Annotated in this window: 26 protein-coding genes and 1 tRNA gene; 12 read left to right on the top strand and 15 right to left on the bottom strand. The window is 38.7% G+C overall.

What is annotated here, in order from left to right:
• The coding region (locus ACNKXS_RS03800; protein WP_417919696.1) for a hypothetical protein at positions 1–377 on the top strand (377 nt) is incomplete at its 5' end.
• Positions 378–447: 70 nt separating this feature from the next.
• Here ACNKXS_RS03800 and ACNKXS_RS03795 read toward each other — a convergent pair.
• The 3 genes from ACNKXS_RS03795 to ACNKXS_RS03785 form a co-directional block, all read right to left on the bottom strand.
• Positions 448–2,142: an LVIVD repeat-containing protein gene (locus tag ACNKXS_RS03795; protein WP_417919695.1), complete on the bottom strand. Its 1,695-nt coding sequence runs from the start codon at positions 2,140–2,142 to the stop codon at positions 448–450.
• Between the two features lie 185 nt (positions 2,143–2,327).
• Positions 2,328–2,978 (bottom strand): hypothetical protein, encoded by a 651-nt coding sequence (locus tag ACNKXS_RS03790; protein ID WP_417919694.1) that lies wholly within the window; start codon positions 2,976–2,978, stop codon positions 2,328–2,330.
• Positions 2,979–3,107: 129 nt separating this feature from the next.
• Positions 3,108–4,103 (bottom strand): NAD(P)H-dependent glycerol-3-phosphate dehydrogenase, encoded by a 996-nt coding sequence (locus ACNKXS_RS03785; RefSeq protein ID WP_417919693.1) that lies wholly within the window; start codon positions 4,101–4,103, stop codon positions 3,108–3,110.
• Positions 4,104–4,456: 353 nt separating this feature from the next.
• Between ACNKXS_RS03785 and lysM the strand changes: the two genes are divergently transcribed.
• Positions 4,457–4,957, top strand: coding sequence for a peptidoglycan-binding protein LysM (gene lysM / locus ACNKXS_RS03780; protein WP_417919692.1), 501 nt, complete (start codon positions 4,457–4,459; stop codon positions 4,955–4,957).
• Positions 4,958–5,098: 141 nt separating this feature from the next.
• Here the strand turns inward: lysM and nadD are convergent, their stop codons facing one another.
• The 4 genes from nadD to ACNKXS_RS03760 form a co-directional block, all read right to left on the bottom strand.
• Positions 5,099–5,683 (bottom strand): nicotinate (nicotinamide) nucleotide adenylyltransferase, encoded by a 585-nt coding sequence (nadD, locus tag ACNKXS_RS03775; RefSeq protein WP_417919691.1) that lies wholly within the window; start codon positions 5,681–5,683, stop codon positions 5,099–5,101.
• On the bottom strand, positions 5,680–6,267 hold the full coding sequence (gmk, locus tag ACNKXS_RS03770) for a guanylate kinase (protein WP_295181776.1): 588 nt from the start codon (positions 6,265–6,267) through the stop codon (positions 5,680–5,682). The genes nadD and gmk overlap by 4 nt, the downstream gene beginning before the upstream one ends.
• Entirely contained in the window at positions 6,267–7,124 is an 858-nt protein-coding gene (locus ACNKXS_RS03765; RefSeq protein ID WP_298245851.1) for a YicC/YloC family endoribonuclease, read from the bottom strand. The genes gmk and ACNKXS_RS03765 overlap by 1 nt, the downstream gene beginning before the upstream one ends.
• A gap of 74 nt (positions 7,125–7,198) precedes the next feature.
• A complete protein-coding gene (locus tag ACNKXS_RS03760) occupies positions 7,199–8,161 on the bottom strand; it encodes a YheT family hydrolase (RefSeq protein WP_417919690.1) in 963 nt (320 codons plus the stop codon).
• A gap of 81 nt (positions 8,162–8,242) precedes the next feature.
• Between ACNKXS_RS03760 and ACNKXS_RS03755 the strand changes: the two genes are divergently transcribed.
• On the top strand, positions 8,243–8,740 hold the full coding sequence (locus tag ACNKXS_RS03755) for an acyl-CoA thioesterase (RefSeq protein ID WP_141879137.1): 498 nt from the start codon (positions 8,243–8,245) through the stop codon (positions 8,738–8,740).
• 50 nt (positions 8,741–8,790) lie between these two features.
• Here ACNKXS_RS03755 and ACNKXS_RS03750 read toward each other — a convergent pair whose 3' ends face one another.
• Both ACNKXS_RS03750 and ACNKXS_RS03745 read right to left on the bottom strand, forming a co-directional pair.
• Positions 8,791–9,690, bottom strand: a complete 900-nt coding sequence (locus tag ACNKXS_RS03750; protein ID WP_417919689.1) for a DMT family transporter — start codon at positions 9,688–9,690, stop codon at positions 8,791–8,793.
• Positions 9,683–10,036 (bottom strand): arsenate reductase family protein, encoded by a 354-nt coding sequence (locus ACNKXS_RS03745; RefSeq protein ID WP_417919688.1) that lies wholly within the window; start codon positions 10,034–10,036, stop codon positions 9,683–9,685. Before ACNKXS_RS03745 ends, ACNKXS_RS03750 begins: the two co-directional genes overlap by 8 nt.
• Before the next feature lie 187 nt (positions 10,037–10,223).
• Here ACNKXS_RS03745 and ACNKXS_RS03740 point away from each other — a divergent pair, with 187 nt between their 5' ends.
• Positions 10,224–10,835 (top strand): DUF998 domain-containing protein, encoded by a 612-nt coding sequence (locus ACNKXS_RS03740; RefSeq protein ID WP_417919687.1) that lies wholly within the window; start codon positions 10,224–10,226, stop codon positions 10,833–10,835.
• Between the two features lie 33 nt (positions 10,836–10,868).
• Here the strand turns inward: ACNKXS_RS03740 and ACNKXS_RS03735 are convergent, their stop codons facing one another.
• Positions 10,869–11,648, bottom strand: a complete 780-nt coding sequence (locus ACNKXS_RS03735) for a DUF3298 and DUF4163 domain-containing protein (protein ID WP_417919686.1) — start codon at positions 11,646–11,648, stop codon at positions 10,869–10,871.
• Between the two features lie 153 nt (positions 11,649–11,801).
• Here ACNKXS_RS03735 and ACNKXS_RS03730 point away from each other — a divergent pair, with 153 nt between their 5' ends.
• Genes ACNKXS_RS03730 through ACNKXS_RS03720 form a run of 3 tightly spaced genes read left to right on the top strand, consistent with a single transcriptional unit; the run spans position 11,802 to position 15,800 of the window.
• On the top strand, positions 11,802–12,944 hold the full coding sequence (locus ACNKXS_RS03730) for a cystathionine gamma-synthase (RefSeq protein ID WP_417919685.1): 1,143 nt from the start codon (positions 11,802–11,804) through the stop codon (positions 12,942–12,944).
• Positions 12,945–13,001: 57 nt separating this feature from the next.
• Positions 13,002–15,143, top strand: coding sequence for a glycoside hydrolase family 97 protein (locus ACNKXS_RS03725; protein ID WP_417919684.1), 2,142 nt, complete (start codon positions 13,002–13,004; stop codon positions 15,141–15,143).
• A 54-nt stretch (positions 15,144–15,197) separates the two neighbouring features.
• Positions 15,198–15,800, top strand: coding sequence for a hypothetical protein (locus ACNKXS_RS03720; protein WP_417919683.1), 603 nt, complete (start codon positions 15,198–15,200; stop codon positions 15,798–15,800).
• Here the strand turns inward: ACNKXS_RS03720 and ACNKXS_RS03715 are convergent.
• A complete protein-coding gene (locus ACNKXS_RS03715; RefSeq protein WP_417919682.1) occupies positions 15,797–17,029 on the bottom strand; it encodes a cysteine desulfurase-like protein in 1,233 nt (410 codons plus the stop codon). The genes ACNKXS_RS03720 and ACNKXS_RS03715 overlap by 4 nt on opposite strands.
• Entirely contained in the window at positions 17,026–19,395 is a 2,370-nt protein-coding gene (locus ACNKXS_RS03710) for a S9 family peptidase (RefSeq protein WP_417919681.1), read from the bottom strand. The genes ACNKXS_RS03715 and ACNKXS_RS03710 overlap by 4 nt, the downstream gene beginning before the upstream one ends.
• Positions 19,396–19,538: 143 nt before the next feature.
• Here ACNKXS_RS03710 and ACNKXS_RS03705 point away from each other — a divergent pair, with 143 nt between their 5' ends.
• Entirely contained in the window at positions 19,539–21,095 is a 1,557-nt protein-coding gene (locus ACNKXS_RS03705; protein WP_417919680.1) for a M20/M25/M40 family metallo-hydrolase, read from the top strand.
• 25 nt (positions 21,096–21,120) lie between these two features.
• Here ACNKXS_RS03705 and ACNKXS_RS03700 read toward each other — a convergent pair whose 3' ends face one another.
• From ACNKXS_RS03700 to ACNKXS_RS03690, 3 genes are read right to left on the bottom strand one after another with little or no spacing between them, the layout of a single operon-like run.
• A complete protein-coding gene (locus ACNKXS_RS03700; RefSeq protein ID WP_417919679.1) occupies positions 21,121–22,275 on the bottom strand; it encodes a DUF3095 family protein in 1,155 nt (384 codons plus the stop codon).
• 45 nt (positions 22,276–22,320) lie between these two features.
• The gene (locus ACNKXS_RS03695) at positions 22,321–22,668 is read right to left on the bottom strand and encodes a hypothetical protein (protein ID WP_417919678.1); all 348 of its coding nucleotides are present in this window, start codon (positions 22,666–22,668) and stop codon (positions 22,321–22,323) included.
• Between the two features lie 21 nt (positions 22,669–22,689).
• Positions 22,690–23,673 (bottom strand): DUF1028 domain-containing protein, encoded by a 984-nt coding sequence (locus ACNKXS_RS03690; protein WP_417919677.1) that lies wholly within the window; start codon positions 23,671–23,673, stop codon positions 22,690–22,692.
• A 97-nt stretch (positions 23,674–23,770) separates the two neighbouring features.
• On the opposite strand from ACNKXS_RS03690, the gene ACNKXS_RS03685 reads away from it, so the two are divergent.
• From ACNKXS_RS03685 to ACNKXS_RS03670, 4 genes are all read left to right on the top strand, one after another.
• Positions 23,771–23,842: transfer RNA gene (locus ACNKXS_RS03685), tRNA-Arg, on the top strand.
• A gap of 259 nt (positions 23,843–24,101) precedes the next feature.
• Complete coding sequence (locus ACNKXS_RS03680) at positions 24,102–24,779, top strand: DUF3800 domain-containing protein (protein WP_417919676.1); 678 nt, start codon at positions 24,102–24,104, stop codon at positions 24,777–24,779.
• Positions 24,769–25,311 carry a hypothetical protein gene (locus tag ACNKXS_RS03675; RefSeq protein ID WP_417919675.1) on the top strand — a complete coding sequence of 181 codons (543 nt, stop codon included), beginning with the start codon at positions 24,769–24,771 and terminating at the stop codon, positions 25,309–25,311. The genes ACNKXS_RS03680 and ACNKXS_RS03675 overlap by 11 nt, the downstream gene beginning before the upstream one ends.
• A gap of 188 nt (positions 25,312–25,499) precedes the next feature.
• On the top strand, positions 25,500–26,205 hold a 706-nt coding region (locus ACNKXS_RS03670; protein ID WP_417919674.1), incomplete at its 3' end, for a hypothetical protein.

The following is a 26,205-nucleotide window of genomic DNA, read 5'->3' as shown; positions in this document are numbered from 1 at the left end:
TTCCGGAAGTGGAAGAGGTATACCTCGCTGCGGTCTATGTATTAAATGAACAATTTGAATCCTATGAATGGAATGCCTATTTGATCAATGCTTCTTCTGAAGCTCTGGAGATGGCGCTTATCGTATCCAGAGGTTTTGATAAGAAGAAGGAAACTTCTACCATGCGACATAAAATTGAAGTACTGCCGGCAAAGAATTTCGCCAAGATCGAATTTCTCCAGGAAGATGTGCTTAAGCTGAACAATGAGTTTAAGGTGACATTCTTCCAGAATAATAAAATGTACGAGAAGACTTTCGTTTTTAAGGCAAATAGCATTCGGGAAAATGCACGGGTGGAGATCCCGGTGATACCGGAAAAAGGAATTCTTGCAAAATGAAGACTCGATTTTAATGCAAAAAAAGCCTCCATCTGGAGGCTTTTTTAATTCTGTATAGGATAAGGTTCTATTAAAACCTGTTATTAAGATCTTCAAACTCTCCTTCAAGAGCACCACCATCATGAACTTTTACAGTTCCTCCAACATATAGTTTTGAACCCTCTCCAACAAATTCCAGCTTTCCGTTGCTCTGGATATTCAGATCTCCGTGAATTTCAACCATTCCGTTTACTCTAAGTGTACTTCCAGATGTGATCGTAAGATTTTCAGCTGATCTATTATTACCAAGATACATAGCTCCAGAAACATTCATTTCTCCGCCGCTACTAAGATTAGCACTTTTCTCGATCATAAGTGTCCCGCAGAAATTAAGCGTTCCATTTACATTAAGATTCTTCACGTTCATAACACCAGAGTAAGACTCAGTGGTAGAAGGTGTAATCGTTAGATTCTTATTACCGCCAAAGACCGGGTAATCTGAGCAACTTAGAAATTCTTCCGGGCTATTATTTGGTGCATCTTCCAATGAAATGATTCGAAGAATTTTCAAACCTTTTCCAGAAGCAACGTAGATATATTCACCTTTCGCCTGTACGAAGTTTGCACTACCTTCAATTTCCGCAATACCTTCAGCAAGTGGAGTTAGATCTTCACCAAGCTTTAGGATATCAAGTCCTGCACCACCGTTAGCCATATATACATAATTCCCATCAGTAGAAACAGCGTTAGTCACAGCATCTTCAGTAGAAATAGTAGCAGCATCGGGATGCATTTTAAGTGGCAGGCTGCCTACTTTAGAATTACTTTCAAAACTATAGATCCCTGCACCTTCTGTACCTTCAGAAACAAGAATATTATCACCATACCAGGCAATCGTTCTTTTTGATTCAGCAGATAATGCAGCAGTACTTATTTGAGAATTAAGAGTAAAACCTTCAGCTACATTGAAGTTCATAAGTCCGTCAACACCACTTAGAACAGCCAACGTGTTATTTTTAAGAGCAGCATATCTAAGGTCTCCAATTTCTTCAGTGGTGATTCCATCAAAAGCAGCAATCATTCCAGGATATTCAAATCTTGTGATCGCACCTGCATCTCCACTAATTGCGATAGCTTCACCATCTATAGGCAGCACATGAACACCTGCATTTCCAGAATTCCCGAAATCAAGATTATAGTTAAGTTCTACTCGAATGTCATCTACTTCCTGAACGAGAGTGGAAGGTAAATTACCGTTTTCAAGATTAAAATACGCCATCATCGTGCGATTTCCTGTTCCGCGATTCTCTTTTGCTGAAGCCCCGGTTAGTACAAGCACATTATTGTTATCTACAAATAATGAGTTAATATCTGCAATCGAAGTGGTCATTCTGCTTACTAAAGCAGGATTGTATTTATCCTGAATGTCGATTACATCGACAGCTCCAAGATAAGTGGCGCCTTCTTTATTATAAGAAACATAAGCGAAATCACCTTTTACATCTACATGTGTAGCTCTTAGTTTTACTCCATCAACTTCAGGAGCTTCAAGCGAAGCGATCTGCTCGATACCAAAAACGGTAGAAGCATCAGAATTTCTATTGTTGCTAATTGAGGCAAAACCAATAACGCCAGTTTCGTTAAAATTGATCGCAGAGGAAAGTTCTGAAGCATCTGCAATACTGAAATCAGATTCCTGAGAAGTTTCGTCTGAAATACTGTTCTTTTCGCAGGATGCAAATAATAGGATCGCACTTAGGCTGAATCCGAATAATCTTTTATTCATGGTAAATAGGTTAGTTAAAGTATTTGGGCAGGTAAAAATAGCAATTAATCTCTATGTTCAAAATGAAACTGGTTGAATGACAGGCTTTTTCGATAAAGTGTAAGAAACTACCGATAAGAAAATACTGATAACGAAAAAAGCCGGCAATTAGCCGGCTTTTTAAGTATAACGAAATAATGAATTTTCTAGTGTTCGTGACCGTCGTGGTCATGATCTTCCTCACCTTCGTAGGTGTTGTACATACCGTAAACAAAGGAATAATCGGCAGTTCTAATATCTCCCATTACCCATAACCAGTTGTTTTCAAGGTCATCATTCAGGAATTGTAAGGTAGCTCCAGAGTTCAGGATCAAATCTCCAGTTACGATCAGGACTCCGTTGATATTGAAGTGACCACCATAATTGATGATAAGGTCCTTAGGTTCTTCCTCAGATCCTATAATTGCAAGACCAACTGTTGTCATCTCACCGTTACGTCTAATAACAGTATTTTTTTCTGTTTCAATCTCACCACAAATATTTAGTTCACCAGCTACACGCAGGTTTTCTAAATGAGTATGCTCGCTAAAGTCCATAGCTTCACCTTTTCCAACATGTAGGTCTTTAGGACCATCATAGACAGGAAAAATATCGCAATCTTCAAAACCATTCTTTAAGAATACTGGTTCGTGGATTCCCTGCAGAAACACAGGCTCATGGATTTTTGTTGTAGAAGTTTTTGATTCTTTTACTGCTGATAAAGTTTCTGTTGTGATATCTTCAGAAACACTATCAGTCTCACACCCGGTTAGGAATAGGCCAAGTCCCAAGCCGAGAAAAAGTAATTTTTTGTTCATGATAATTTTTGGTTTAAAATGATTTGGTAGGGTAAAAGTACTATATAAGATGATAACAGTGCAAATAAATCGCTGAAAAGTTTGTATAACAGCGATTTATAAGATAGATAGTAAGAAAAAACTGATACTTTAATCTAATTTGTCCACTAGTTTATTAAAGACTTTCTTCGGATTTTTTCCCTCATAGAGGATGGCATATACCGCATTGATAATCGGCGTTTTAGCTCCCTTTTCCAGGTTGATCTTATAAGCACTTTCAGTAGCGTAGTATCCTTCAGCAACCATGCTCATCTCCATCTGAGCGCTTTTAACGGTATATCCTTTCCCGATCATGTTTCCGAACATCCGGTTACGACTAAATACAGAATAACCGGTCACCAATAGGTCTCCCAGGTAAGCGCTATCGTTGATATTACGCTTCATCTTATGAACTTTCTTGATAAACTTCTTCATTTCCCTGATGGCATTACTCATAAGTACACTCTGGAAATTATCACCATAACCCAGACCGTGAGCGATTCCTGCGGCGATTGCGTAAATGTTCTTTAATACGGCTGCGTATTCCGTACCAATAACATCATCTGTAGTTTTGCAGGTGATATAATCACTTCCAAGATAGCCTGCAACCAGCTGGGCCTTTTGTTCATCCTGGCAGGCGACTGTTAGGTAAGAAAGTCTCTCTAATGCAACTTCTTCGGCATGACAAGGTCCGGTTAATACTCCAATACATTCCATGGGAACATCAAAATACTGGTTGAAATGCTCTCCAACAATTAGACTAGTTTCCGGAACGATCCCTTTAATTGCAGAGAAAACAACTTTGTCATGCAAGGGAATGGTTAGTGCATCCAGTTCTCTTTTCAGAAATGCAGAAGGAATGGCGAAAATGATAAATTCTGAAGCTTCTACAACTTCATTGATATCGTTGCTTAGCGTAAGCTGATCATTATTAAATTCTACTGAACTTAAATAATTGGGATTATGATCCTGCTTCTTTATATGTTCTACAGCATAAACACTGCGCATATACCAATTCACATTATCAAGATTCTCACATAACATTTTCACGATAGCTGTTGCCCAGCTACCTCCACCAATGACACCAAAACTCGGAGCTTTATCCATATAATTACATTCTCTTCTTCAAAAATAGTCAATTTTAGAGGTATTAAAAGAATTCTTCGGCATTTCAGCATAAATATTGAGAATGCTATAATCCCACCATTTAAAGATTAACAATTAAAGTTCAATAGCTGTACAATTTGATAAATCTGTTGTCGTTCTAATATTGTGCTTTACTTTCAGTTTTGTAAAGTTTACATTCTTAGTTTTTTTGGTTGGTTATTTAGTTGAAAAAAACCGTTTCGGAAGGAGCGGTTTTTTTTATGCCTTGAATTTTGAGAAAACTTTAGGATGTACAAGAGGAGCGAATCTGGAAGGCTTTTGTACATTTAAATAACTAACTATAAATCATAATAATGGGATTATTTTCGTTCATTAAGAATGCAGGAAAAAAGATCTTTGGTGCTGATAAGCCAAAGGATAATGAAGTAAGTACAACAGATAATCAGTTGAAAGAAAAGAAGGAAAATGAAAGAGTTTCAAGGAATCTTGAAGAAACTATTCGCGACCTGAACTTAAAAGCTGATAATCTTCATATCAATATTGAACACGATATGGCTACGATCACAGGTACTGCTTTAGATCAGGCAACCCGTGAAAAGATCGTACTGGTTGTAGGTAATTCTGAAGGGATTGCGCAGGTAGATGATAGAATGGATGTTGAAAACAAAGAGCCTGAAGCCGTTTTCCATACTGTAGAAAGAGGTGATACTTTAAGTAAAATCTCTAAAAAACATTATGGAGATCCAAACCAGTATCCATTGATTTTCGAGGCAAACAAACCAATGCTGGATGATCCAGATAAGATCTATCCTGGTCAGGTTCTAAGAATACCTCCAATGGATAGTAAAAGATAGATTTCAAAGACTGTTTAAAAGTCCTGAGAATATTAAATTGAGAGCAGTCGACGTTCTTATGCTTGTAGTTCCACCATGAAAAAAGTAGGTTCAATCAGCAAACCAGGATATTCAAAAAACGGATTTTTAAACAGTCTTTACTTATTTGTAAAAATTCATTTCTTCAATATATTTCCAGACATCATCGGGCAACAGAGGTGTCACATTTTTTCCTTCGGAAATAGATCTTCTTATAAAGGTTGCTGAAATTTCAATAATTGGAGCGTCAACTCTGCTTATTTTGGCATGATCTCGAAATCTTTCGATGACCGTACCTTCGGCTATTCGGGGATACACATACAACTGATGATTCTCCAGAATAACTTCATAATTCTTCCAGCGATGGAAACTCTTTAAATTATCCTCACCCATAATCAGGCAAAACTCATTGGTAGGAAATCTTTCCTGTAAGTGTGCCAGCGTGTTTACGGTATAATTTGGTTGTTCCAGACCAAATTCAATATTACTGGGTTTGAGGTTTTCGAAAGGTTCACAAGCCCTATATACCATTTCCAGTCTGTGATGATTATCAAGTAAACTGCTTTTCTTTTTGTGCGGATTGTGCGGAGTCACAACCAGCCAAACCTCATCAAGATCTGAATGCTCTACCATATGATTGGCAATGATCAAATGACCAATATGAATAGGGTTAAAAGATCCAAAGAATAAACCTACTTTCCTGTTCATTCTTTAATATTATCTGCGCCAACATAATTGGAAACCAGATTATAAGCTTCCTTTAAAGCAGTTCCCAGGTGATTGTTCTCGATAATAAAATCAAATTGAGGTGCGGTGGCAAGTTCAATAGAGGCTTTTGCTACGCGCATATTTATTTTATCGTCACTTTCAGTCTTACGTTTTTTTAACCTGATCTTTAATTCTTCGATACTCGGTGGTTTCACGAAGACTGCCAACGTTCTGTCTGGATAGATATGTTTGATATCCAAGCCGCCAACCACATCAATATCAAAAATAACGTGCTTTCCTTTCGCCCAAATTCTTTCCACTTCGCTTTTCAAGGTTCCGTAGAAATTATCGCGATAAACTTCTTCCCATTCCAGGAACTCGTCATTTTTGATCTTTTGTTTAAAATCTGACAGCGAAAGGAAATAATAGTCCTGTCCATGTTTCTCTTCACCTCTGGCTTCTCTAGAGGTAGCCGAAATTGAAAAATCAAGCTTCAATTCCTCATGTTTCAGTAAATGTCTAACTATGGTAGTTTTACCGGATCCTGAAGGAGCTGAAAATACGATCAATTTACCGTCGTCCATTACAATACGTTTAAGATCTGTTCCTTAATCTTTTCAAGTTCATCCTTCATTTGGACCACCATTTGTTGCATTGGTGCATAATTGGATTTGCTACCTATGGTATTGATTTCTCTTCCTATTTCCTGGGAGATGAAGGCAAGTTTACGTCCATTGGAATCTGAAGAATCCAGTGTCTTCTGAAAATAATCTAGATGGTTATCCAGTCTTACCTTTTCTTCAGTAATATCAAATTTTTCGATATAGTATACGATCTCCTGCTCAAAACGATTTTCATCGGCTTGCTCCTTTATCTCTTCTATACCTTTCCGAAGTCTTTCTCTAACAGCTTCCACACGATCCGGATCGATCCTGATCACATCCTCAAGCAAGCTTTTTATATTGTTGATACGAAGTTGAAGATCTTTTTCAAGGGCTTCACCTTCATCTGTTCTAAAGTTATTGATCTCTTTTAAAGCATCTTTTACTGCAGTTTCGATCACAATAAATTCCTCTTCATCGATCTCCTCACGTTCAGTTTTAAGAGCATCGGGCATTTTTACTGCCATTTTCAATAGCTCAATTTCGCTGGTATCTACAATCTTCCGAAGTTGATCCATATAGATCTTTACTACCTCAGTATTCACATTTGTAGTAGTTTGTTCTGCGGTAGATTCCACATAAATGGAAAGATCTACTTTACCGCGTCCAAGAGAATCGGAGATAATATTTCGAAGTTCGAGTTCCTTTTCACGGTATTGCGACGGAATGCGGGCATTCAGGTCAAAATTCTTACTGTTGAGAGATTTGAGTTCAACAGTGATTTTCTTGGTGGGAATTTGTGTAACGCTCTTCCCAAAGCCTGTCATCGATTGGATCATGCCTGAATTTTAAAAGCTTGCGCAAAGATAATCAATTCTATAGCATGTACAATTGTATGCCTGGTAGATGCCATCTAATCTAAAAGGGAACTCATAAATTCGGTAATTCTTTTTTCATGATAATAAGCATTACTTCTGGTCACAAAGCCTACATGGCCACCAAAAGCAGGCATCTCAAGATGTATATTTTTTGAATTTTTCGCAACCTCTTCAGGATAACAACCTGGAGATAGAAAAGTATCATTCTTAGCATTTATCAATAAAGTGGGCACTTCTATATCCTGAAGAAAATTCTGAGCGCTCGCCTGAGCGTAGTAGTCAGCTGCATTTTTATAACCATGAGCCCTGGAAGTATAGAGTTCATCAATATCCCGAAGAGAATTGCAGGAGGCTATCTTATTTTTATCAAGATGATCTGGAAACAGTTCTGCACGTTTTTTAAGGTGCTGCTTCAAGTTGATTTCGAATCTCTTACTATAGATGAAATTTCGCATTCTATTGATCGCTCCCAGTGATCCTGCCAGGTCACATGGAACAGAAACTCCCGCAGCACCAATGATTTGCTTCGGCCTGCTACGCTGTTCACCCAGGTATTTCATGAGTAGATTTCCACCCAGGCTAAATCCAACCAGAGCGATTTTCTTATATTTTTTCAGGGACAATACATGGGTTATAACTTCGGCCAGATCATCGCTGGCGCCAGCATGGTAACTTTGAAAATATCGGTTCATTTCTTCGCTGCATCCTCTAAAGTTCATGGCCACGGCATCCCATTGCATATTATTGAAGGCAAGTGCCATACCGTGCATATAAGGTCTATCTGCACTCCCTGCTAAACCATGAAGCAGGATCACCAGCAATTCTGAATCTTTTTTGCATTTGCTCCAATCCAGATCTATAAAATCTCCGTCACTAATAGTGATACGTTCCCGTGTATAGCTTAGCTCTACCTTCCGGAGTTTGCCAGCGTAAATGGTTGAAGCATCTGCATTCTTGAAAATTCCTGTAGGATGATAGTTGCTTGAGAGAAGCGGCATGTATCTACTTTAATATAAACTTAGGTAAAATTTGTTATGCATGCATACTATTTATTGGTAGTTTTGAATAAAAGTAAGATCATGTATACCAAGAAATTCGAGATAAGATGGAGCGACCTTGATGCGAACAGGCATCTGGCCAATTCTGCCTATATAAATTTTATGAGCCATACAAGAATGGGCTTTTTGATGGAAAATGGTTTTGGGCAGAAGCAACTCGCTCATTACAATCTGGGACCTATCGTCTTTTATGAGCATATATATTATTTCAAAGAGATATTTGCAGGTGAACCGGTTACAGTAAGTCTAGAGTTAAACGGACTTTCTGAAGATGGGATGTACTTTGAATTTATTCATAAGATCTATGATCATAAGGGAAGGAATTGTGCAACTTGTGAAATGATGGGATCGTGGATAGACCTTGAAGAACGTAAACTTACCACCCTGCCGGAAGAACTTTTCAAGCAGTTGGACAGTACGCCAAAAACTAAAGAGTTCAGAACCCTAACCAAGGAAGATACCCGTAAATACGGGAAACGACCAGATAATTTAAGCAGCGAAGAGCTGGCTAAACTATAAGCAGCTTAAGTTTTATAGAAAGGTCTGTATTGTAGATTTATTCTATAATATCAGGCCTTTACTTTTGTCTTTTTCATACTTACCATATACACGCCAACGAATACCAGTGTAGCCGCAATTCCCTTAGTCCAGTTCAGGGAATCTGCCCCAACCATGATGGCGAAGGTGATCGCGATAAGTGGTTGCAGGTATATAAATGCACTTATTGTTGATGCTGAAAGCTGCTTCAGGGCATAAATATTCAGTAAATAGGTCATAAAAGTTGTTCCAAGAACGACAAATCCCATTTTCCAGATCGCATCCATTGGTAAATTGTTCCAGTCCACAGCAACAAATTCAGAATAAGTAATAGGAAGATTGATGAATACGGCGATTAAGAATAGCCACTTCATCAAAGTGATCGCATGATATTTTCTAGTCAGTGGTTTTACGAGTATAAGGTATAGACCATAAGAGAAGGCATTGACGATAAAAAGAACATTTCCTAACGGGATGTTCGGGGCGTTCTGGTTTTGATCAGAGCTAAAAAGTACCAACACCAGCGCACCTGCCATTCCTACAATGATCCCAATAGTTTTTAATAAGGTGATACGTTCTTTTATCAGGACGGAAGCAAGGATCAAAACCATTACTGGCGATAATGTAATAATGACCGAACTGTTGATAGGTGTTGAAAGACTAAGCCCTTTAAAAAAGAACAGCATATTAATAACCATCCCAAAAATAGCACAGCCAATAATACGCGGCCAGTCAGAAGTTGCGATCTTTTCCTTTGGTGCAAAAATGCTTATCGACCAGAATAGGATCGCTGCACCAGTCACTCGAAGTAATATAAAACCGAAAGGCTCGATATACAAAGGCATTAAACCTTTGGCAAGCGTATGATTGATCCCGTAAATGGTGCTCGCTCCAATGGCTGCCAGAATGGCTAATAATCTGGTATTATCCATGTACAGAACTTTTTGCAGCTTCCACGGTCTTTTTAGAATTACCAATAAAAATATTGTCTCCGTTAATGACCACCGGTCGCTTCAGGAATGTATAATGCTCCAGAATAAGTTCCTTATAATCAGATTCCTCTAAAGACTTATTTTTTAGATCACGCTCTTTATACAACCTCGCCCTTTTACTGAAAAGACTCTCATAAGAACCAGCTAATAGATGCATTTCTTCCAATTGTTCCTTAGAAATAGCTTCGGTCTTGATGTCCTGAAGTTCAAAATCATCTGGAAGATCCAGCTCCTTCAAGATTCGTTTACAGGTGTCACAGGTGGAAAGATGATAGACTTTTTTCATAGCTGAGAGTTTTCGGAAAATGCAAAGAACGAATATTTTGTTGGGAAAACATATATTCTACGCCATCCTTAATCTTCAGAAAAAACAGAAAGGTGATTGAGATTCCGTTTATTCACCTATTAAAATCATCAAAAAATCTTAATTTGAATTCCTTAATGTCATTTAATTGGGTCAAAATTCACAAAATTTGAAGACATCTACGATCTTTAAACTCACAGCAGTACTATGCCTTTTTGGTTGCTTCTCGGTAATAGCAGCAGATATTATGGGCATCATTCTTCACGAAGAGCACAATCCTATTAAGAACACCATAAGTATGCTGGCCATTGGTAAATATGGCTGGATACAGGATCTGGGTCTTGACTTTCTTGCGATGGGCTATGTTGCACTTGCAATCGGACTTTTCACCTGGAAGAAGAATAATGCAAGGTGGTTGATTGGTCTGGCGGTTCTGGTTCTTATTGGCACAGATCTGATGATGATCGCAGAACATCATCAATATGCGGGACGTCCTGGTGAAAAGATCCATCGGAAACTGGTCTACATACTCGCAGGATTATTTTTGATCCTTCATATTCTGGTCTATCCCTATTTAAAATCCTTAAAACCTATGCTGAAAAAGTTCACGATATGGGTTGGAGGATTATGGCTCCTTCTGGCGCCAATCCTGCCATTGATGCCCGATGATATCAATGGAGCTTACGAGCGATTTATTTGTAGTCTGCTGGTGATCTGGCCTGCAGTGATTTCCTATTATTTATGGAAGTCTGCTAATTTAAAAAATGCGAGTCACGATTAATTTAAACCGAAGCTATTTCAAATTTCTGGTATATTACTCTTCTATAGTTTCTTTGTTCTTTAGATATTCTGAAATTTCTGCTCTGGAATAAGTCATTCTGAAACTTCCTGCGGAATAAGGAGCAATCTCATAAGCATTATAATGCAATACGATCTTCCCAGGATAGACACCGATATTAGCCGGAAGGTGGAACTTTTCATTTTCAAAGAAGAAACCGGTATTATTAATGCTCGCACCTTCAGGAATGTTCTGTTTAACGCGGAAATCCTGCTCTGCTTTTTTGATAAATTCCGAAGAAAAGAGGTCTTCTACGACTAATAGCTTGCCCGTTTCAGCATCAAAATTGAGGTAACTCACACTATTATAGCCATGTGCGCCACCGGTAAACATATCTGTAGTAAATTCCATGGAAACCAGCTCTTCGTTCTGCTGAATTACTTTTCCAAGCATCGTGGCTTCCCAAGGAAGGTCGTAATCGGGAAAGTCGGCTGCAGTTCTTTCATAATTCTGCAAAAATTGATCTACCAGTTTCCGGGGGGATTGTATACTATCCGACTCTGTAAAATCCACAGTATTCTGAAGGAAGCTTTCCACTTCTAAATTGATCTTTTTCGAGATCTTTCCATCATTTTTTGCGACCGGGTAGCTGAGACTAATAAAAGTGCAATCTCCATTCTCAGGATCACAATTGTTATAACTGTTCTCAACGGTTTCCTGCTTAAATTCCAGGATTTCTATTTCGTCATTTTTCTCCTCATCTGCACAGGAGAATAGAATCAGAATCATTAAAGCTGAAAGAATTGCTTTTTTCAAGGCTATTGGGTGTTAAATTAAAGGATAAAGGTAAATTGAATTTTGTGAATGCTCAACGAGCTGATTACATTTGTTTACTACGATTTTCAGGCATTGAAAGGCTAATGTCCAAGAACGAACACCAGCACTTTTCGTAATTAAAAATATTGCAATTTGAAGTTCAATACCAAGACTATACATGGAGGACAGGACAATGTGGATCCAGCTTATGGATCTGTCATGCCACCTATCTACCAAACCACGACCTATTCTCAAAGTTCACCCGGTGAACACAAGGGCTATGAATATTCCCGAAGTGCGAACCCAACCAGAACCGCACTGGAAAAATCACTCGCCAGTCTTGAAAGCGGTGAATATGGTTTGGCATTTGGTTCGGGGCTGGCTGCAATAGATGCAGTGCTTAAAATGTTTAAACCAGGTGATGAGATCATCTCCACAAATGATCTTTACGGGGGTTCCTACAGGTTGTTTACAAAGATTTTTGAAGGTCTTGGAATAAAATTCAATTTCGTGAGAATGCAAGTTGCAGGAGATATTGAGCAGCATATCAATGATAAAACAAAGCTCATCTGGGTAGAAACTCCTACCAATCCAATGATGAATATTATCGATATCGAGGCAGTTTCAAAGGTTGCGAAGAAGCACGAACTGCTTTTAGCTGTTGATAATACTTTTGCCACTCCTTACCTCCAGAGACCCTTGGAACTTGGTGCCGACATTGTAATGCACAGCGCCACCAAATACCTGGGTGGTCATAGCGATGTGGTAATGGGTGGACTGGTTGTGAAGGATAAAGAGCTAGCCAGTAAACTCTATTTTATTCAGAATGCCAGTGGTGCGATTTGTGGTCCACAGGATAGTTTCCTGGTATTACGGGGTATAAAAACCCTGCATCTAAGAATGCAGCGACACTGCGAGAATGCACAAGCCATTGCAAAATTTCTAAGATCCAACGCCAAAATCAAGGACGTGTACTGGCCAGGCTTTGAAGATCATCCAAATCACGAGATCGCCAAAAGCCAAATGAGCGGATTTGGAGGAATGATTTCCTTTAATACTAAGGAAAACACACTGGAAAGCGCGCGTAAGATCGTCGAAAAACTGAAAGTCTTTACGCTGGCAGAATCCCTTGGTGGCGTAGAATCTCTGGCAGGACACCCCGCCAGTATGACCCATGCCTCTATTCCGAAGGAAGAAAGAGAAAAAACAGGTGTGGTGGATTCCTTAATTAGACTTAGCGTGGGAATCGAAGATGAAGAAGACTTAATCGAAGATCTTCGACAGGCTATTGGATAAATAATATTAATTTTAATTTCTGAAACCCCTTAAATAGGTTTCTTTATATATACCACGATGATTAAAACTTCAATTTTCTCACTATTACTTCTACTAGTTTCGGGCTTTACAACTGCACAGAGTCTAAGTTCTCCAAATGCTGAACTTGAGATGAATTTCAGCCTGACCGATTCAGGTGAACCAACTTACGAATTAACGTATAAAGGTAAGCCAGTGATCAAACAAAGTAAGCTAGGCCTGGCCTTGAAAGATTCAGAAGATCTGCTTAAGAATTTTGAAGTAGAGAATAGCAGTGAGACCAGCTTTGATAATAACTGGAAGCCAGTTTGGGGAGAAACTAAAGATATAAGAAACCACTATAATCAACTTCAGGTTGAACTAATTCAGAAAGACACAGATCGTAAATTGATCCTTAACTTCAGACTTTTCGATGAAGGTCTTGGGTTTCGATATGAATTTCCGGAGCAACAGAATCTAACTTATTTTGTTATTGAAGAAGAACATTCTCAATTTGCAATGGCAGGAGATCACACCGCATTTTGGCTTCCCGGCGATTATGATTCACAGGAGTATGATTATACTGAATCAAAACTTTCAGAGATCAGTTCAAAATTTGATACGGCGGTTACCGGGAACGCTTCTCAGGAACAGTTTTCAAACACAGGAGTGCAGACTTCTCTTATGATGAAATCCAGTGACGGTCTCTACATCAACCTACATGAAGCGGCTCTTGTAGATTATTCGCTAATGAATCTTAATCTTGATGAAGAGAACCTGGTTTTTGAATCCTGGTTAACTCCAGATGCAGTTGGTAATAAAGGATACATACAGACGCCGGCAGTATCTCCATGGAGAACGATCATGGTAAGTGACGATGCCACAGAGATCCTGGCTTCCAATATGAACCTGAACCTTAATGAACCAAATAAACTGCAAGATACCAGCTGGATCAAACCGGTAAAATATATTGGAGTATGGTGGGAAATGATCACAGGTAAAAGCTCCTGGGCGTACACAGATGAATTGCCATCTGTGCAACTTGGCAAAACCGATTATTCCAAAACTACTCCAAATGGTAAGCATGCTGCCAACACAGAGCATGTAAAAGAGTATATAGACTTCGCCGCAGAGCATGGTTTTGACGCCGTTCTTGTGGAAGGCTGGAACGAAGGTTGGGAAGACTGGTTCGGCAAATCAAAAGATTACGTATTTGACTTTGTAACTCCGTATCCAGATTTTGATGTGGAAGCCATTCATAAGCATGCTCAAAGTAAAGGTGTGAAAATGATGATGCACCATGAGACTTCCGGGGCGATCAGGAATTATGAACGTCATATGGATACAGCCTACCAGTTCATGAATAAGTATGATTACCCAGCCGTAAAAAGCGGTTATGTTGGAGATATCATTCCGCGTGGTGAACATCACTACGGGCAGTGGGCGATCAACCATTTTTTATATGCTGTAACCAAGGCTGCAGATTATAAGATCATGGTAAATGCTCATGAAGCGGTAAGACCCACAGGATTAAGGAGAACCTATCCAAACCTTATTGGTAATGAATCTGCTCGTGGTACCGAATTCCAGGCATTTGGAGGTTCCAAACCAAATCATGTGACTGTATTACCTTTTACAAGACTCATTGGCGGACCTATGGATTATACTCCCGGAATCTTTGAGATGGATATTTCTAAGCTGAATCCTGACAACAATTCCCATGTAAATAGTACGCTGGCTAATCAACTGGCTATGTATGTAACGATGTACAGTCCATTGCAAATGGCGGCAGATCTTCCGGAAAATTATATGAGATTCCCAGATGCTTTTCAGTTCATTAAAGATGTAGCATTGGATTGGGATGAAAGTGAATACCTGGAAGCGGAGCCTGGCGATTACATTACTGTTGCGAGAAAAGCAAAGGGAACCAATAACTGGTTCGTTGGAAATGTGAATGGCGAGAAAACGCGGACTTCAAAAATTGAATTTGACTTCCTGGATAAAGGTAAAATGTACATTGCAACGATCTATGCAGATGCTGCAGATGCTCATTACAAAACAAATCCTCAAGCCTATGAGATCAAAAAGTACCGGGTGAATAGCAAATCCAGGTTGTCACAGCAATCTGCTCCGGGTGGTGGTTTCGCGATTAGCATCATAGAAGCCGAAAAATCTGAAGTAAAGGATCTTAAAAAGCTATAATTTCAAATGACCGGGATTTCTTTAGATAAGTTCCCGGTCATTAAATTTTCATAAGTGAAAAAACTTTTAGTAATAGTTCTGCTATTTATCACGGTTGAGTCATTCAGCCAGAGATACCGGGATTTTGAGGTGGGTCCAAGTATTAGTTATGCGCATACCTCCTTATATCTTTCTCAGAATGTTTTTGATAGCGGTGAGAGCGACAGCTTTACCAATTCAGGTTTTGAGCCTAACTACGCGGTGGGAATCTACGCGATCTACTACCTGTTGCCTAAAGCAGGCTTTGGAGCCGAACTCTACTGGCAGCGAACTTCAGCTTCAGATCTTATTGATAATGAACATTACAATTCGTTGACTTTTATGCCCTATGTTAATTTCGACCCCTTTAACCAGATCGAAAATGTAATTTTCGGGGCGGGAATTGGAGCTTCGTTTATTCAAAATGCTCCAGATTATGGGAACGTTTTGGAGGAAGACATTCGTGTGATCACAATCCCGGCAAAATTATCTGTCTCCTACCGGGTTCGTAATCAATTTACTTTTGAAATCTCCGCACAGGCAGAGGTACTGGAAGTAGTAAAGGATCAGGTACGAAGAAATTCCATTTTACTTGGATTCAAAATACCTTTTAATCGTGTTTTTGGTAATTATCGTTAAGACTTAAAGATCGTTTTAAAAACTTCTATCAGTTTATCAACTTCTTCCAGGGTATTGTAGTGTACCAGGCTCACTCTTACCACGCCAATATTATCTTCCAGCTGAAGGTCCTGAATTAATTTTTTAGCATAGAAATCACCAAACCTGATTCCAATATGATGAGGATCTACTGCTTCTACAATTTCATTACTTCGGAAGTTTTTGTGCACAAATGAAATGGTAGGCACTCTTTTTTCAGCAGCAGCACTGGGTTGTCCAATGATCTTTATTTCTGAAACTGAATTTAAATAATCCAGAAGTCTTGTGGCCAGCTTTTCTTCATGGGTAGAAATAAGCTCGTAGGTTTTATTCAATTTTTCCTTAAACTGAAGATCTTTTCCGTCGAAATGATGATCGTGCAATTCAGCAAAGTAATCGGTAATTCCGGAAACCGCATAGGTAAGCTCGAAATTGAAATTCCCGGGTTGCAGTTTATAGGGAACAGCATCCTTATCGATAAAATAATGGTTGATACTTTCCAGCTCTTTCAGTAAGTCATACTTACCATACATCATGGCCAGGTGTGGTCCATATGTTTTATACCAGCTAAATGTATAGAAGTCGGCATCCAGCTCCTGCACGTCCACTTTTCTATGCGGAGCATAAGCAACGCCGTCTACACAGATTAGCGCACCTGCTTTATGTACCATTTGAGCAAATTGTTTAACAGGGTTGATCGTTCCCAGCACGTTGGAGGCGTGAGTAACGGCAACAAGTCTCGTGTTTTCTGTCAATAAATCTTCAAGATCTTTTATATCAAGTTCCAGAGATTCTGGATTTACCTGCCATATCTTAACTATGAAACCAGACTTTTCAAGATCTGTCCATGGAGAAACATTCGCCTCATGGTCTGTATTGGTCACAATGATCTCATCTCCCTTTACCCAGTTCTTACTAATGCTCAGGCTAAGAATTCGCATAAGCATGCTCGTACTGGAACCTATCACGATCTCCTCAGGTCTGGAAGCATTGATAAGTTCTGAAACAACTTGGGTAGAAGCCTTTAATCTGTCTCCGGCTTCCTGAGAAACAGCGTAAGAAGCACCTAGCTGTACATTGGAATGAAGCAAATATTCTGTGATCTTGTTGGTGACCTGCTTTAAAACCTGTGATCCTCCAGCATTATCCATAAAAACGAAATCCCGTTCAAGCGCAGGAAATTGTTCTCTTACAAATTTGATATCTATCATTCTTCCAATAGGTTTTCATTAAATAGTTCAAGTATTCTTCGGTATTCATCTGTCCAGCTACTAGGCTCCACGAATCCGTGATCTTCCACTGGATAAACGGCAAGCTCCCAGTTCTCTTTTCCTAATTCGATCAAACGCTGACTTAATCTAACCACATCCTGAAAATGCACGTTTACATCTACCATTCCATGAGCGATCAACAAATCACCTTCAAGGCCTTCAGCAAAATAAATAGGTGAAGAGCGCTTGTAGGAGATTGGATCCTGGGAAGGTTCGTTAAGAATATTGCTGGTGTAACCATGATTGTAGTGCGCCCAGTCTGTTACAGACCTTAAAGCAGCACCTGCCTGGAAAGTATCAGCTTCAGTAAATAAAGCCATTAAGGTGATAAATCCACCGTAACTACCACCATAAATACCCACTTTTTCAGGATTGATATCATGCTCATCTATAAGATATTTTACGCCATCAACCTGGTCACTTAGGTCTTTTCCGCCCATATGCCTGTAAATACCAGTTCTCCAATCCCTTCCATAACCGGCACTACCACGATAATCGATATCGATCACGGTGTAACCAAGATCAGTTAAAAGGTTATGGAACATATATTCGCGAAAATAACTGGACCACCATTTGTGAGCATTTTGCAAATAACCTGCACCATGAACAAATACGATTGCAGCATCATTTTTCACATCCTCCTCAGGAAGGTATAGTCTGGCTGGAACTTTCGCACCATCCTGCGCTGTAAATTTAATAAGTTGAGGTTCACGCCAGTCATAAGCCTTGAAGGCTTCAGATCTGCCATCGGTTACCTGGATCGTTTCAGCAGTTGTTGAGGTTTCTTTTAAAAATAGTTCTTCCGGTTTGTTCATATAGGAATAGGTGATCGCCATTTGCGATTCATCTGGAGATAACCGTACATCGTTATTCCCGGTCATGGAAGTAAGTTGCTCCACGTTACCGCCCATTAAAGGCATCTTATAAAAATGTCTTTCCCCGGCATGAACTTTCGAAGAAGTGAAATACCAGTACTTTCCATCATTTGAGATCATAGGATCAAAAACTTCATATTTCCCGGGAGTAAGATCTTTCTTTTTTCCTGTTTTCGTATTCAGGATCACTAAATGAGAATAGCCTGATTCTTCAGTCTGAAAATAAATATGCTTATTATCTGGCAACCATCCCATAGTTTCATATCCGTAGTAAGTATAACCAATTCCCGGTCCTGCGAGCCATGCTTCATCCCGTTGATGGTCAAGCGTTTCAAAAGTTCCGGTTTCAAGATCCACAGCCACGATCCAGCGGTCCTTATTATCTGTAGAACGTATATTTACTACCGCTTTGTCTCCTTCAGGACTAAATTTCATGGAAGATGGAATTACCGGTCGCGGCTCTTCTTTCCATTCTTTTTCAGGATAGTCTGCAGTATAATCAGGTAGTTTTGAAATTCCTGGTAGACTGGTGAAATCAAACTTTAGTACCGTATCCTTTTCAATTTGATACAATGCCAGTTCTGCGGAATATTTTAGATCTCCAACCTTGCTTCTGGCCGAAAGATCTTCAGTGTATCCACTTTCATCCACATAATTAGGAACGCCTGTGTTTTTTCCGCTTTCCCGATCGATTAGGCTGAACGCAGCGTATTTGGCATTGGGCGAGATCACGAAATTACTCATGTTCTTGCTGTCCAGGAAAAAAGTGAATTCTTCAGGATCGCTGGTAGATTCGCGGTACTTTTTCGATGCTTCCCTGTTCTCTTTACGCTCTCTAACAACCTGTAAAAGATCAAGGTTCTCGTCCTGAAGCCATTGATCCTTTTCGTTTAGTTTTTTATCTGCGGAAGCTTTTTTTGATCCAGATTTGATATTGGTAAGTTGCTGAAGCGTTCCGTTTTCGAGCTTATAGATAAATGCGTTGTCTTCAGCTTTAAAAAGTATTTCATTTTCTGAAGCTGAAAATTCAGGATCACTTATTCTGAAGGGCAAACTGATCAATTCCTTTTTGGATCGATCATTCATATCATAGATGATAAGTTTTCCATCATCTGTATACAGCATTTTCTTTCGGTCATTACTGAAGTTACCGTAGGTTGGGATCATTGCTTTAGATTCTTCCGAAGAAACCTTTATAATATTTTGAGGATCATCTATCGTGATTTTATAAAGACTGTCTGCAGCATTCCCTTCAGGATTGTACTGAAAATAGACATTTTCACTATGAATTCCCCAGCGAACTCTATCAGGAAAGTTACCTATCCATTGCGGATCCTGCATGATCTTCTGGACACTAAGTTCTGAAGTTTGAGCATTTAGCTGTAAAAATGGGAGGCATAGGATGGCGAGAAACGCGAATCTTTGAAGCATTGGTGAAAATTTACGATTTTGGAACGCCAATATAGCCAAATTTTAACTCCGCATTAAACGTTTTCGTACCACTGCGGTCTAATTTCAGAGCAATTGTTCTAAAAAGAACGATATTGTAAAATACATCAACCAATCTTTACATTATGACAAAAAAATTATCCTTAGCCTTTTTATTTTTCATCTCCTTTTCGGCTGCTTTTGCGCAAAGCACTCAGGAAATGGTGGAGAAGATCGTAAAAGAAGCAGAAGGCAATTCAGAACTTGAAAATCTTGCGCATGAATTACTGGACGTTGTAGGTCCAAGACTTGTTGGGACGCCTCAAATGAAACAGGCCAACGACTGGGCTGTAAATAAATATAAGAGTTGGAATATTGATGCCAGAAATGAAGAATGGGGAAAATGGAAAGGCTGGGAGCGCGGTATCACACATGTAGACCTTATCTCTCCAAGGATTCAGAGCCTTGAAGCACGACAGCTGGCCTGGAGTCCATCTACCGGCAAAAAAGGAGTGCAGGCTGAAGTTATCATCCTTCCGGCAGCAAAAGACTCTATGGACTTTGTAAATAAATTGAAGTCGGTTAAAGGGAAATTCGTAATGATCTCGATGCCACAGCCAACAGGAAGACCGGATGATAACTGGGAAGAATGGGCTACAGAAGAGTCATTCGAAAAAATGAAAAAGGATCGTGATAGTTTAAGTGAAGTTTGGAGGGAACGTACTTCAGCCAGCGGATTATCCAGAAGAGAATTACCTCAGGCACTGGAAAAAGCAGGAGCAGCCGGGATCATTTCATCTTATTGGTCTCGTGGATTTGGCGTAAACAAAGTTTTTTCTTCGTATACCGAAGAAATTCCAACCATCGATATTTCACTGGAGGATTATGGGATGCTATACAGACTTGCAGAATATGGTGATAAACCTGAATTAAAGGTAGTAGCTGAATCTCAGGAGCTGGGAGAAGTTCCTACTTTCAATACAATTGCAGAGATCAAAGGTTCAGAAAAGCCTGAGGAATATGTGATTCTTTCAGCACACTTCGATAGCTGGGATGGCGCAACTGGTGCAACTGATAATGGAACAGGAACTATCGTAATGATGGAAGCGATGAGAATTCTTAAAAAGTTGTATCCAAATCCTAAAAGAACGATTCTGGTAGGACACTGGGGTAGTGAAGAACAGGGATTGAATGGATCCAGAGCTTTTGTGAAGGATCATCCGGAAATCGTTGAAAATACACAGGCTTTATTTAATCAGGATAACGGAACTGGAAGGGTAGTAAATATTTCTGGAAACGGATTCCTGCATGCATATGACTATATAGGACGCTGGTTGTACGAAGTTCCAGAAAATGTTACTACGCATATTGAAACCAATTTCCCTGGATCTCCAGGAAGAGGAGGATCTGATTATGCATCTTTTGTAGCGGCTGGAGCACCAGCATTCAACCTAAGTTCATTGAGCTGGGATTACTGGAATTACACCTGGCATACCAACAGGGATACTTACGATAAGATCGTTTTCGACGATGTTAGAAATAATGTGATCCTTACAGCGGTACTTGCTTACATGGCTAGTGAAGATCCTGAAAAGACATCCAGAGAACAGATTAGCTTACCAAAAAGTAGAAGAACCGGAGAGCAGATGACTTGGCCAGAGCCACGCGATGCAACTCGTAGAGGAGGTCTGGACGAAGATTAATGAATTGAAAACATCACTAAAGCGGTCAATTTGCCAATTTCTTTTTGAGCACATTGGCCGCTTTTGTATATCCTCCATTTCCACCATCTATAAAGTGGATATGTTCATCTGTCTTTATGTTTCGAACATAGCAAGACATGATACTTTCTTCACTAATATGAAAACCATATTTAATGAGACCTTGTGCTTCAACACTATCAAGGTATTTAAAAAGTTTTTTTCTTTGGTCTGCGCTTCCGGTGATTACCGTATTAATTCTGCCATCAAGGCTTAGATTATCAGATAATTCCACCATACGTTTTAGGTATGTTTTTCCAAGATTGGTATTTCTAAGATAAAACTCTCCGAACAGACTAATCAAAACTCCTTTTAGAAACTCCGGAATATTACTGTCACCCCACTTAACCTTTACATCATTGCTAATACGGTCAAAACTGGTGGACATTTTAAGCTTGTCTGTAGAGATTGGTCTTCTGCGTTGCGTGGAACCGTAGATCTCGTTGAGCTTTTCGAGAATATCTGAATAAACTTCCGGGTAGTTAGCATCACCGCATCCAGCTATAAGAAGGCTTAAAACTTCCTGGTTTTCCAATGGTGGTTTGATCTTGTCCCATTTACAATCCATCCCGGATAGATTCAGAGAAATTTGATCTTCTTCGATTTGCAGGGATTCAGGTCTTTCTTTGATAAGCTTTTCAGCAATTAGTAATCCCTGACCCATGATTATCGGGATCACCAGAGATTCTGTAGTACTTACTCGGGCTATCTTTAATTCGATCCCATCCCGGTAAAGATCTTTAACAGGATAAGTTCCCAATGATAGTTCAAATTCAAAATTCTTCTGAACGTTCCTGTTGTGTTTTTCAAGAACAGATAAAGCTTTGGTAGTTATACTATCAGGTATTAAAAAAGTAGCTCCATCGCCTCCAAAAAAGAATGGAACGGTGATCCCTTCAGAAATGGACAAATTTAGTATAGCGATCACACAGCCGGTAGCTACCAGGTTCACTTCTTCATGCCTGCCTTCGTTGACTGCTTGGGTAGAATCCCGAATATCTGCAACCAGGACATGCCATGTTGGTGGAACCTCCTGGAAATTGCTTCTGTCTCGAAAAAGTTCATGAATAGCCAGATCACTAATCGGGACTTCGGTATAGAAATTACGATGCTTGTCCATCATAGAACTTCTGTCGAAATGGATGTGTAAAAATTTCGGATTTTAGAACTAATTGAGCTCAGCACCCACAGCTACTGAACAGTCATGTCCAGGTTGCCCGTGTGGAGGATTAATCGTTGGAGTGGCGCTTTGCATTCTTACAGGGCTAGTGGTCATAGGTTGGGCCGGAGTGTTTCCCTCACTTGTAAGAGGAGCTCCTACCGGTAGTTCACAACGATGACCTTCTACGCCATGTGCAGGATTATATTTAAGCTCACTGCCTGCTTCCATTTTTGTTTTCATCGAATTCGCAGCGCTTACGGTTTCTTTTTCTTCAGAAGTTTTCTCTTCTTCTTTCTTAGTCTCTTCACAAGCGATGAAGGCTATGAACAGAAGGCTTAAAAAACTAATTTTCATCAATTTTATCATATGGCTATCTTATTTAGTAAGTGTATCTAATTCTTCTTCTGAAATATTCAGAAGTCCTGATGCGGGCAATCTTTTGGTCATTTCTTTCCAGTTTTCATCTGCAGCGAAAACTTTCTTGAAAATTGGTCTTGCTTCTTCCATTCTCCCACTATTAGCAAGAGCTACAGCTTTCCAGTATTTCATTTCCAGGTTTTCAGGAAACATTTTTTCTGCAGTACCATATTCCTGAAGTGCTTTTTCCATATCGTTGGCTTCCACAGCAAGATCTCCTTTGTTCATATGCTCATAGGCACGATGAACCTTCAGTAATCTTCCAAGTTCCATGATCGGAGTTTCGTGATCATCCACTCTAAGATCCACTTTTTTATCTTCCCAGCTTTTGTCGGTTTTTTCAGGACCTACGACAATAAGAGCAGCAGATTGTTTTCCTCGTATATCACCACCGGCTTCCTGCGCGGCCAGCATCACAGCGACCACTCTTTCAGCCAAAGGTAGATCTGAATTCGCAGCATAGGCATTTGCCATGGCAGGAACTACATTCTCGTTTAACATCATATTTGCCTGTACAGAAAAATTACTGCCCTGAATATCTTCTGCAGCCTGAACGCATTTATCGCCGGTATAGGCAGAAACGTTACCGTTTACATCCAGAAATGCAACCTGACGGAAAGCACGACCTTCATCTTCATCTACCATCTTGGCAAGCGCGATATCTGCTGGCATTCCATTTTCCATTAATTCAAGACCCTGAGGACCGTATGCCGGATTTACAAAGGATTGAGTGGCAACCACACCCACGCCAGATTTTCCCCAGGAAACTATAGAACCCACCGAAAACCAGTGACTTTGAACGCCTACAGCCATTTCACCGGTGACAGTATCTCTGGCAACAATTGAAAATGTATGCGCAAAAGCACTTTTTTCGTGTCCAATATTCTGTGCTTGAAAGCTGAATATCGATAAACAGAAAACGGCTAAAACTAATTTTTTCATACTTAAAAAACTTAAAGTCTAAAGATATAGAATAAGACTGTAAATTTTAGAATTATGTAGTAGCGAAGTCAATACCGATTTTATAAATTCGTTGAACGGCCTCATAGTTCAATGGATAGAATAGAAGTTTCCTAAACTTTAGATCCAGGTTCGATTCCTGGTGAGGCTACATTTATAAAATTTAATTGTAGTATTTATAGTAGCTAACGATAATAGAGCTAAATATTTACACGTATTTTACACGTAATTCATTAGATTTCTTCAGGAATCAGCTGGATAAGACTTTACTATATCTATTTAGATAAGTGTTTTCTACTTTTCAAATATATTCTATACTTGTAAATTCTTGTGAAGTTTTTTAGCTATAACCGATATAAGCTAAGTTTTTACTTTTATTCAAATTAATATGACTAATAAAATAGATGTTGATGGGAACTTATAATTTTTATTGTGATGAAAGTACTCATATAGAAAATGATGGACATCCCTACATGATTTTATCCTATATAAGTACACCATATCACATGTTGAGAATGCATAATAAGAATATTCGAGAAATGAAGATTGAACACTTTTACCGCGGCGAGATGAAGTGGAGTTCTATTTCCAAATCTCAATATCCTTTTTACAATGAAATTATCGATTATTTTTTTAGTAACGACTTGAAATTCAGAGCTATAGTTATTGATAAATCTCAGTTAAATCACGAAGCATTTAATCAAGATCACAACTTATTTTATGATAAAATGTATTACCAGTTATTGAATAAGAAAATTGAACCTGGTAATAAATACAACATATATGTTGATATCAAGGATTCTTACTCATATTTAAAAGCCAGAAGTCTCAAAAACTACCTGGAACGCGACTATTATAACATTAGAAATTTGCAAGTGATAAGGTCTTATGAAAGTGAACTGATGCAAATGACAGATGTTTTAATGGGTGCGATTAATTATAAACTTCGTGGACTAAATAGAGTGACAGCTAAGAATAACATTATAGAGAAGATTGAAAAGATGTGTGGGAAATCTTTAGTGAAAAATACTAGCCCATTTGAAGACAAGTTTAACCTATTTTTTATCGAGCTCAGTAATGGCATTTAACCTTGTTAAAAAATACGACTCCTTTCTTGAGATTGGACATTTTACCGAACAGGAAAGGTCAAGAATACTACGGCAAATTTTTGACAGAGATATTGCTGATAACGAAGATTTCAGTTTTCACAATAAAATTATCCGACCGTTGAAAAAGGAAGATGTATTCGATGTTGATTCACTTTTCAAACATCTCACTTTCAGATCTGAAGAATATAAAGATCTAAACGGTAGAAAGCTTAAACGAAGAAATATTTTTGATTTTGAACGTTCTAAAAGATTACACTGGATTTTGCCGCATATCGACTTAAAATTAAAAAACGTAAAAATAGAAGTTTTTAGTTCTAAAGTTAGAAAGGATGGTAAAGATGTGATCAGAACATTCATATATAATGTTGATAAACAGTATGTAATAATTCTAGAACCTCAAAGAAGTGGTTTGGATTATTACTTTATTACGGCCTATTATCTTGATAAAAAATTGGGAGGTCCAAAATCTATACAAAAATCTATGAAAAGAAAGTTGTCGGTAATTTATTAAACCGCAAAGTCCGGTACACTTCTGGGCGTACCGGACTTCGTAATTCATTTCTCCTAATATGGTAGAATGAACACTGCAAATATATAAATTTAATTCACTTTTCGATATGGAGTTAAGTTTTTTATAACACTGATCGATCATAGCAGTGTATAGCAGAAACATAGCGTCAATTTAAAATAATTCAAATCTTGAAAAAAAAACCATTAGCACTAATATTAATCCTCGTTTTTATTTTCTTTTCGTTAATACCAATATTTATCTGGTTCGATTTTATATCATTTCAAATATATCCGGAAAATTTAGATAGGAGAGGTGAGTTTTTGAAACTTCTAATAAATGTATATGGTTTTATATTTATTGTATATGGTTTATATATTTCGCAGGAAAGAACTAGGGCATTTCAAGAAAGTGTAGAAAAGCAAGATAGACAAATAGCCAATCAAACTGAAAACATCAAACTTTCAAGGGAAACATTATTACATGATCAATTTAAAAATGCAGTACAACATCTAGGTAGTTCCAAAGAGCCAGTTATTCTTGGAGGTATTGCAGAATTGAATAGATTGGCTACGGATCATCCTGATAAGTTCTCTAAACTAGTCTGTAATATATTTAGTAGTTTCATAAGGTCCGAAGCAGGGAAAGACCGAAGCTCATCCAAAATAAATTGGATATTGATTAATACAGTTATTGAAATCCTCATCAATAATAAAGAGTTTTCTACATTAGAAAAGGATCTAAGAGGTTGTAATCTATCCGGTATACCTTTAAACAACCTTGAACTGAAAAATTGGAATTTTTCTCAATGCATCCTCTTTAAATATCTAGACAGAATCACTTTTAAAAATTGTAGTTTTTTCTCATCAGAAGCTTATAGTGTTGATTACAAGTGGG

The organism is Christiangramia marina (genome assembly GCF_048285865.1).
GTDB lineage: Bacteria > Bacteroidota > Bacteroidia > Flavobacteriales > Flavobacteriaceae > Christiangramia > Christiangramia marina.
This window is presented reverse-complemented; position numbering and strand designations above follow the sequence as displayed.

What these genes read in the sequence shown, in the direction of transcription:
- ACNKXS_RS03745 (WP_417919688.1), bottom strand. Translation starts at nt 10,036, where the DNA reads ATGAAAAAAGTCTATCATCTTTCCACCTGTGACACCTGTAAACGAATC.
- ACNKXS_RS03750 (WP_417919689.1), bottom strand. Translation starts at nt 9,690, where the DNA reads ATGGATAATACCAGATTATTAGCCATTCTGGCAGCCATTGGAGCGAGC.
- ACNKXS_RS03785 (WP_417919693.1), bottom strand. Translation starts at nt 4,103, where the DNA reads ATGGATAAAGCTCCGAGTTTTGGTGTCATTGGTGGAGGTAGCTGGGCA.
- nadD (WP_417919691.1), bottom strand. Translation starts at nt 5,683, where the DNA reads ATGAACAGGAAAGTAGGTTTATTCTTTGGATCTTTTAACCCTATTCAT.
- ACNKXS_RS03710 (WP_417919681.1), bottom strand. Translation starts at nt 19,395, where the DNA reads ATGCTTCAAAGATTCGCGTTTCTCGCCATCCTATGCCTCCCATTTTTA.
- ACNKXS_RS03755 (WP_141879137.1), top strand. Translation starts at nt 8,243, where the DNA reads ATGTATACCAAGAAATTCGAGATAAGATGGAGCGACCTTGATGCGAAC.
- ACNKXS_RS03790 (WP_417919694.1), bottom strand. Translation starts at nt 2,978, where the DNA reads ATGAACAAAAAATTACTTTTTCTCGGCTTGGGACTTGGCCTATTCCTA.
- ACNKXS_RS03700 (WP_417919679.1), bottom strand. Translation starts at nt 22,275, where the DNA reads ATGATGGACAAGCATCGTAATTTCTATACCGAAGTCCCGATTAGTGAT.
- ACNKXS_RS03725 (WP_417919684.1), top strand. Translation starts at nt 13,002, where the DNA reads ATGATTAAAACTTCAATTTTCTCACTATTACTTCTACTAGTTTCGGGC.
- ACNKXS_RS03705 (WP_417919680.1), top strand. Translation starts at nt 19,539, where the DNA reads ATGACAAAAAAATTATCCTTAGCCTTTTTATTTTTCATCTCCTTTTCG.
- ACNKXS_RS03675 (WP_417919675.1), top strand. Translation starts at nt 24,769, where the DNA reads ATGGCATTTAACCTTGTTAAAAAATACGACTCCTTTCTTGAGATTGGA.
- ACNKXS_RS03680 (WP_417919676.1), top strand. Translation starts at nt 24,102, where the DNA reads ATGGGAACTTATAATTTTTATTGTGATGAAAGTACTCATATAGAAAAT.
- ACNKXS_RS03715 (WP_417919682.1), bottom strand. Translation starts at nt 17,029, where the DNA reads ATGATAGATATCAAATTTGTAAGAGAACAATTTCCTGCGCTTGAACGG.
- ACNKXS_RS03795 (WP_417919695.1), bottom strand. Translation starts at nt 2,142, where the DNA reads ATGAATAAAAGATTATTCGGATTCAGCCTAAGTGCGATCCTATTATTT.
- ACNKXS_RS03690 (WP_417919677.1), bottom strand. Translation starts at nt 23,673, where the DNA reads ATGAAAAAATTAGTTTTAGCCGTTTTCTGTTTATCGATATTCAGCTTT.
- ACNKXS_RS03695 (WP_417919678.1), bottom strand. Translation starts at nt 22,668, where the DNA reads ATGAAAATTAGTTTTTTAAGCCTTCTGTTCATAGCCTTCATCGCTTGT.
- gmk (WP_295181776.1), bottom strand. Translation starts at nt 6,267, where the DNA reads ATGGACGACGGTAAATTGATCGTATTTTCAGCTCCTTCAGGATCCGGT.
- lysM (WP_417919692.1), top strand. Translation starts at nt 4,457, where the DNA reads ATGGGATTATTTTCGTTCATTAAGAATGCAGGAAAAAAGATCTTTGGT.
- ACNKXS_RS03765 (WP_298245851.1), bottom strand. Translation starts at nt 7,124, where the DNA reads ATGATCCAATCGATGACAGGCTTTGGGAAGAGCGTTACACAAATTCCC.
- ACNKXS_RS03760 (WP_417919690.1), bottom strand. Translation starts at nt 8,161, where the DNA reads ATGCCGCTTCTCTCAAGCAACTATCATCCTACAGGAATTTTCAAGAAT.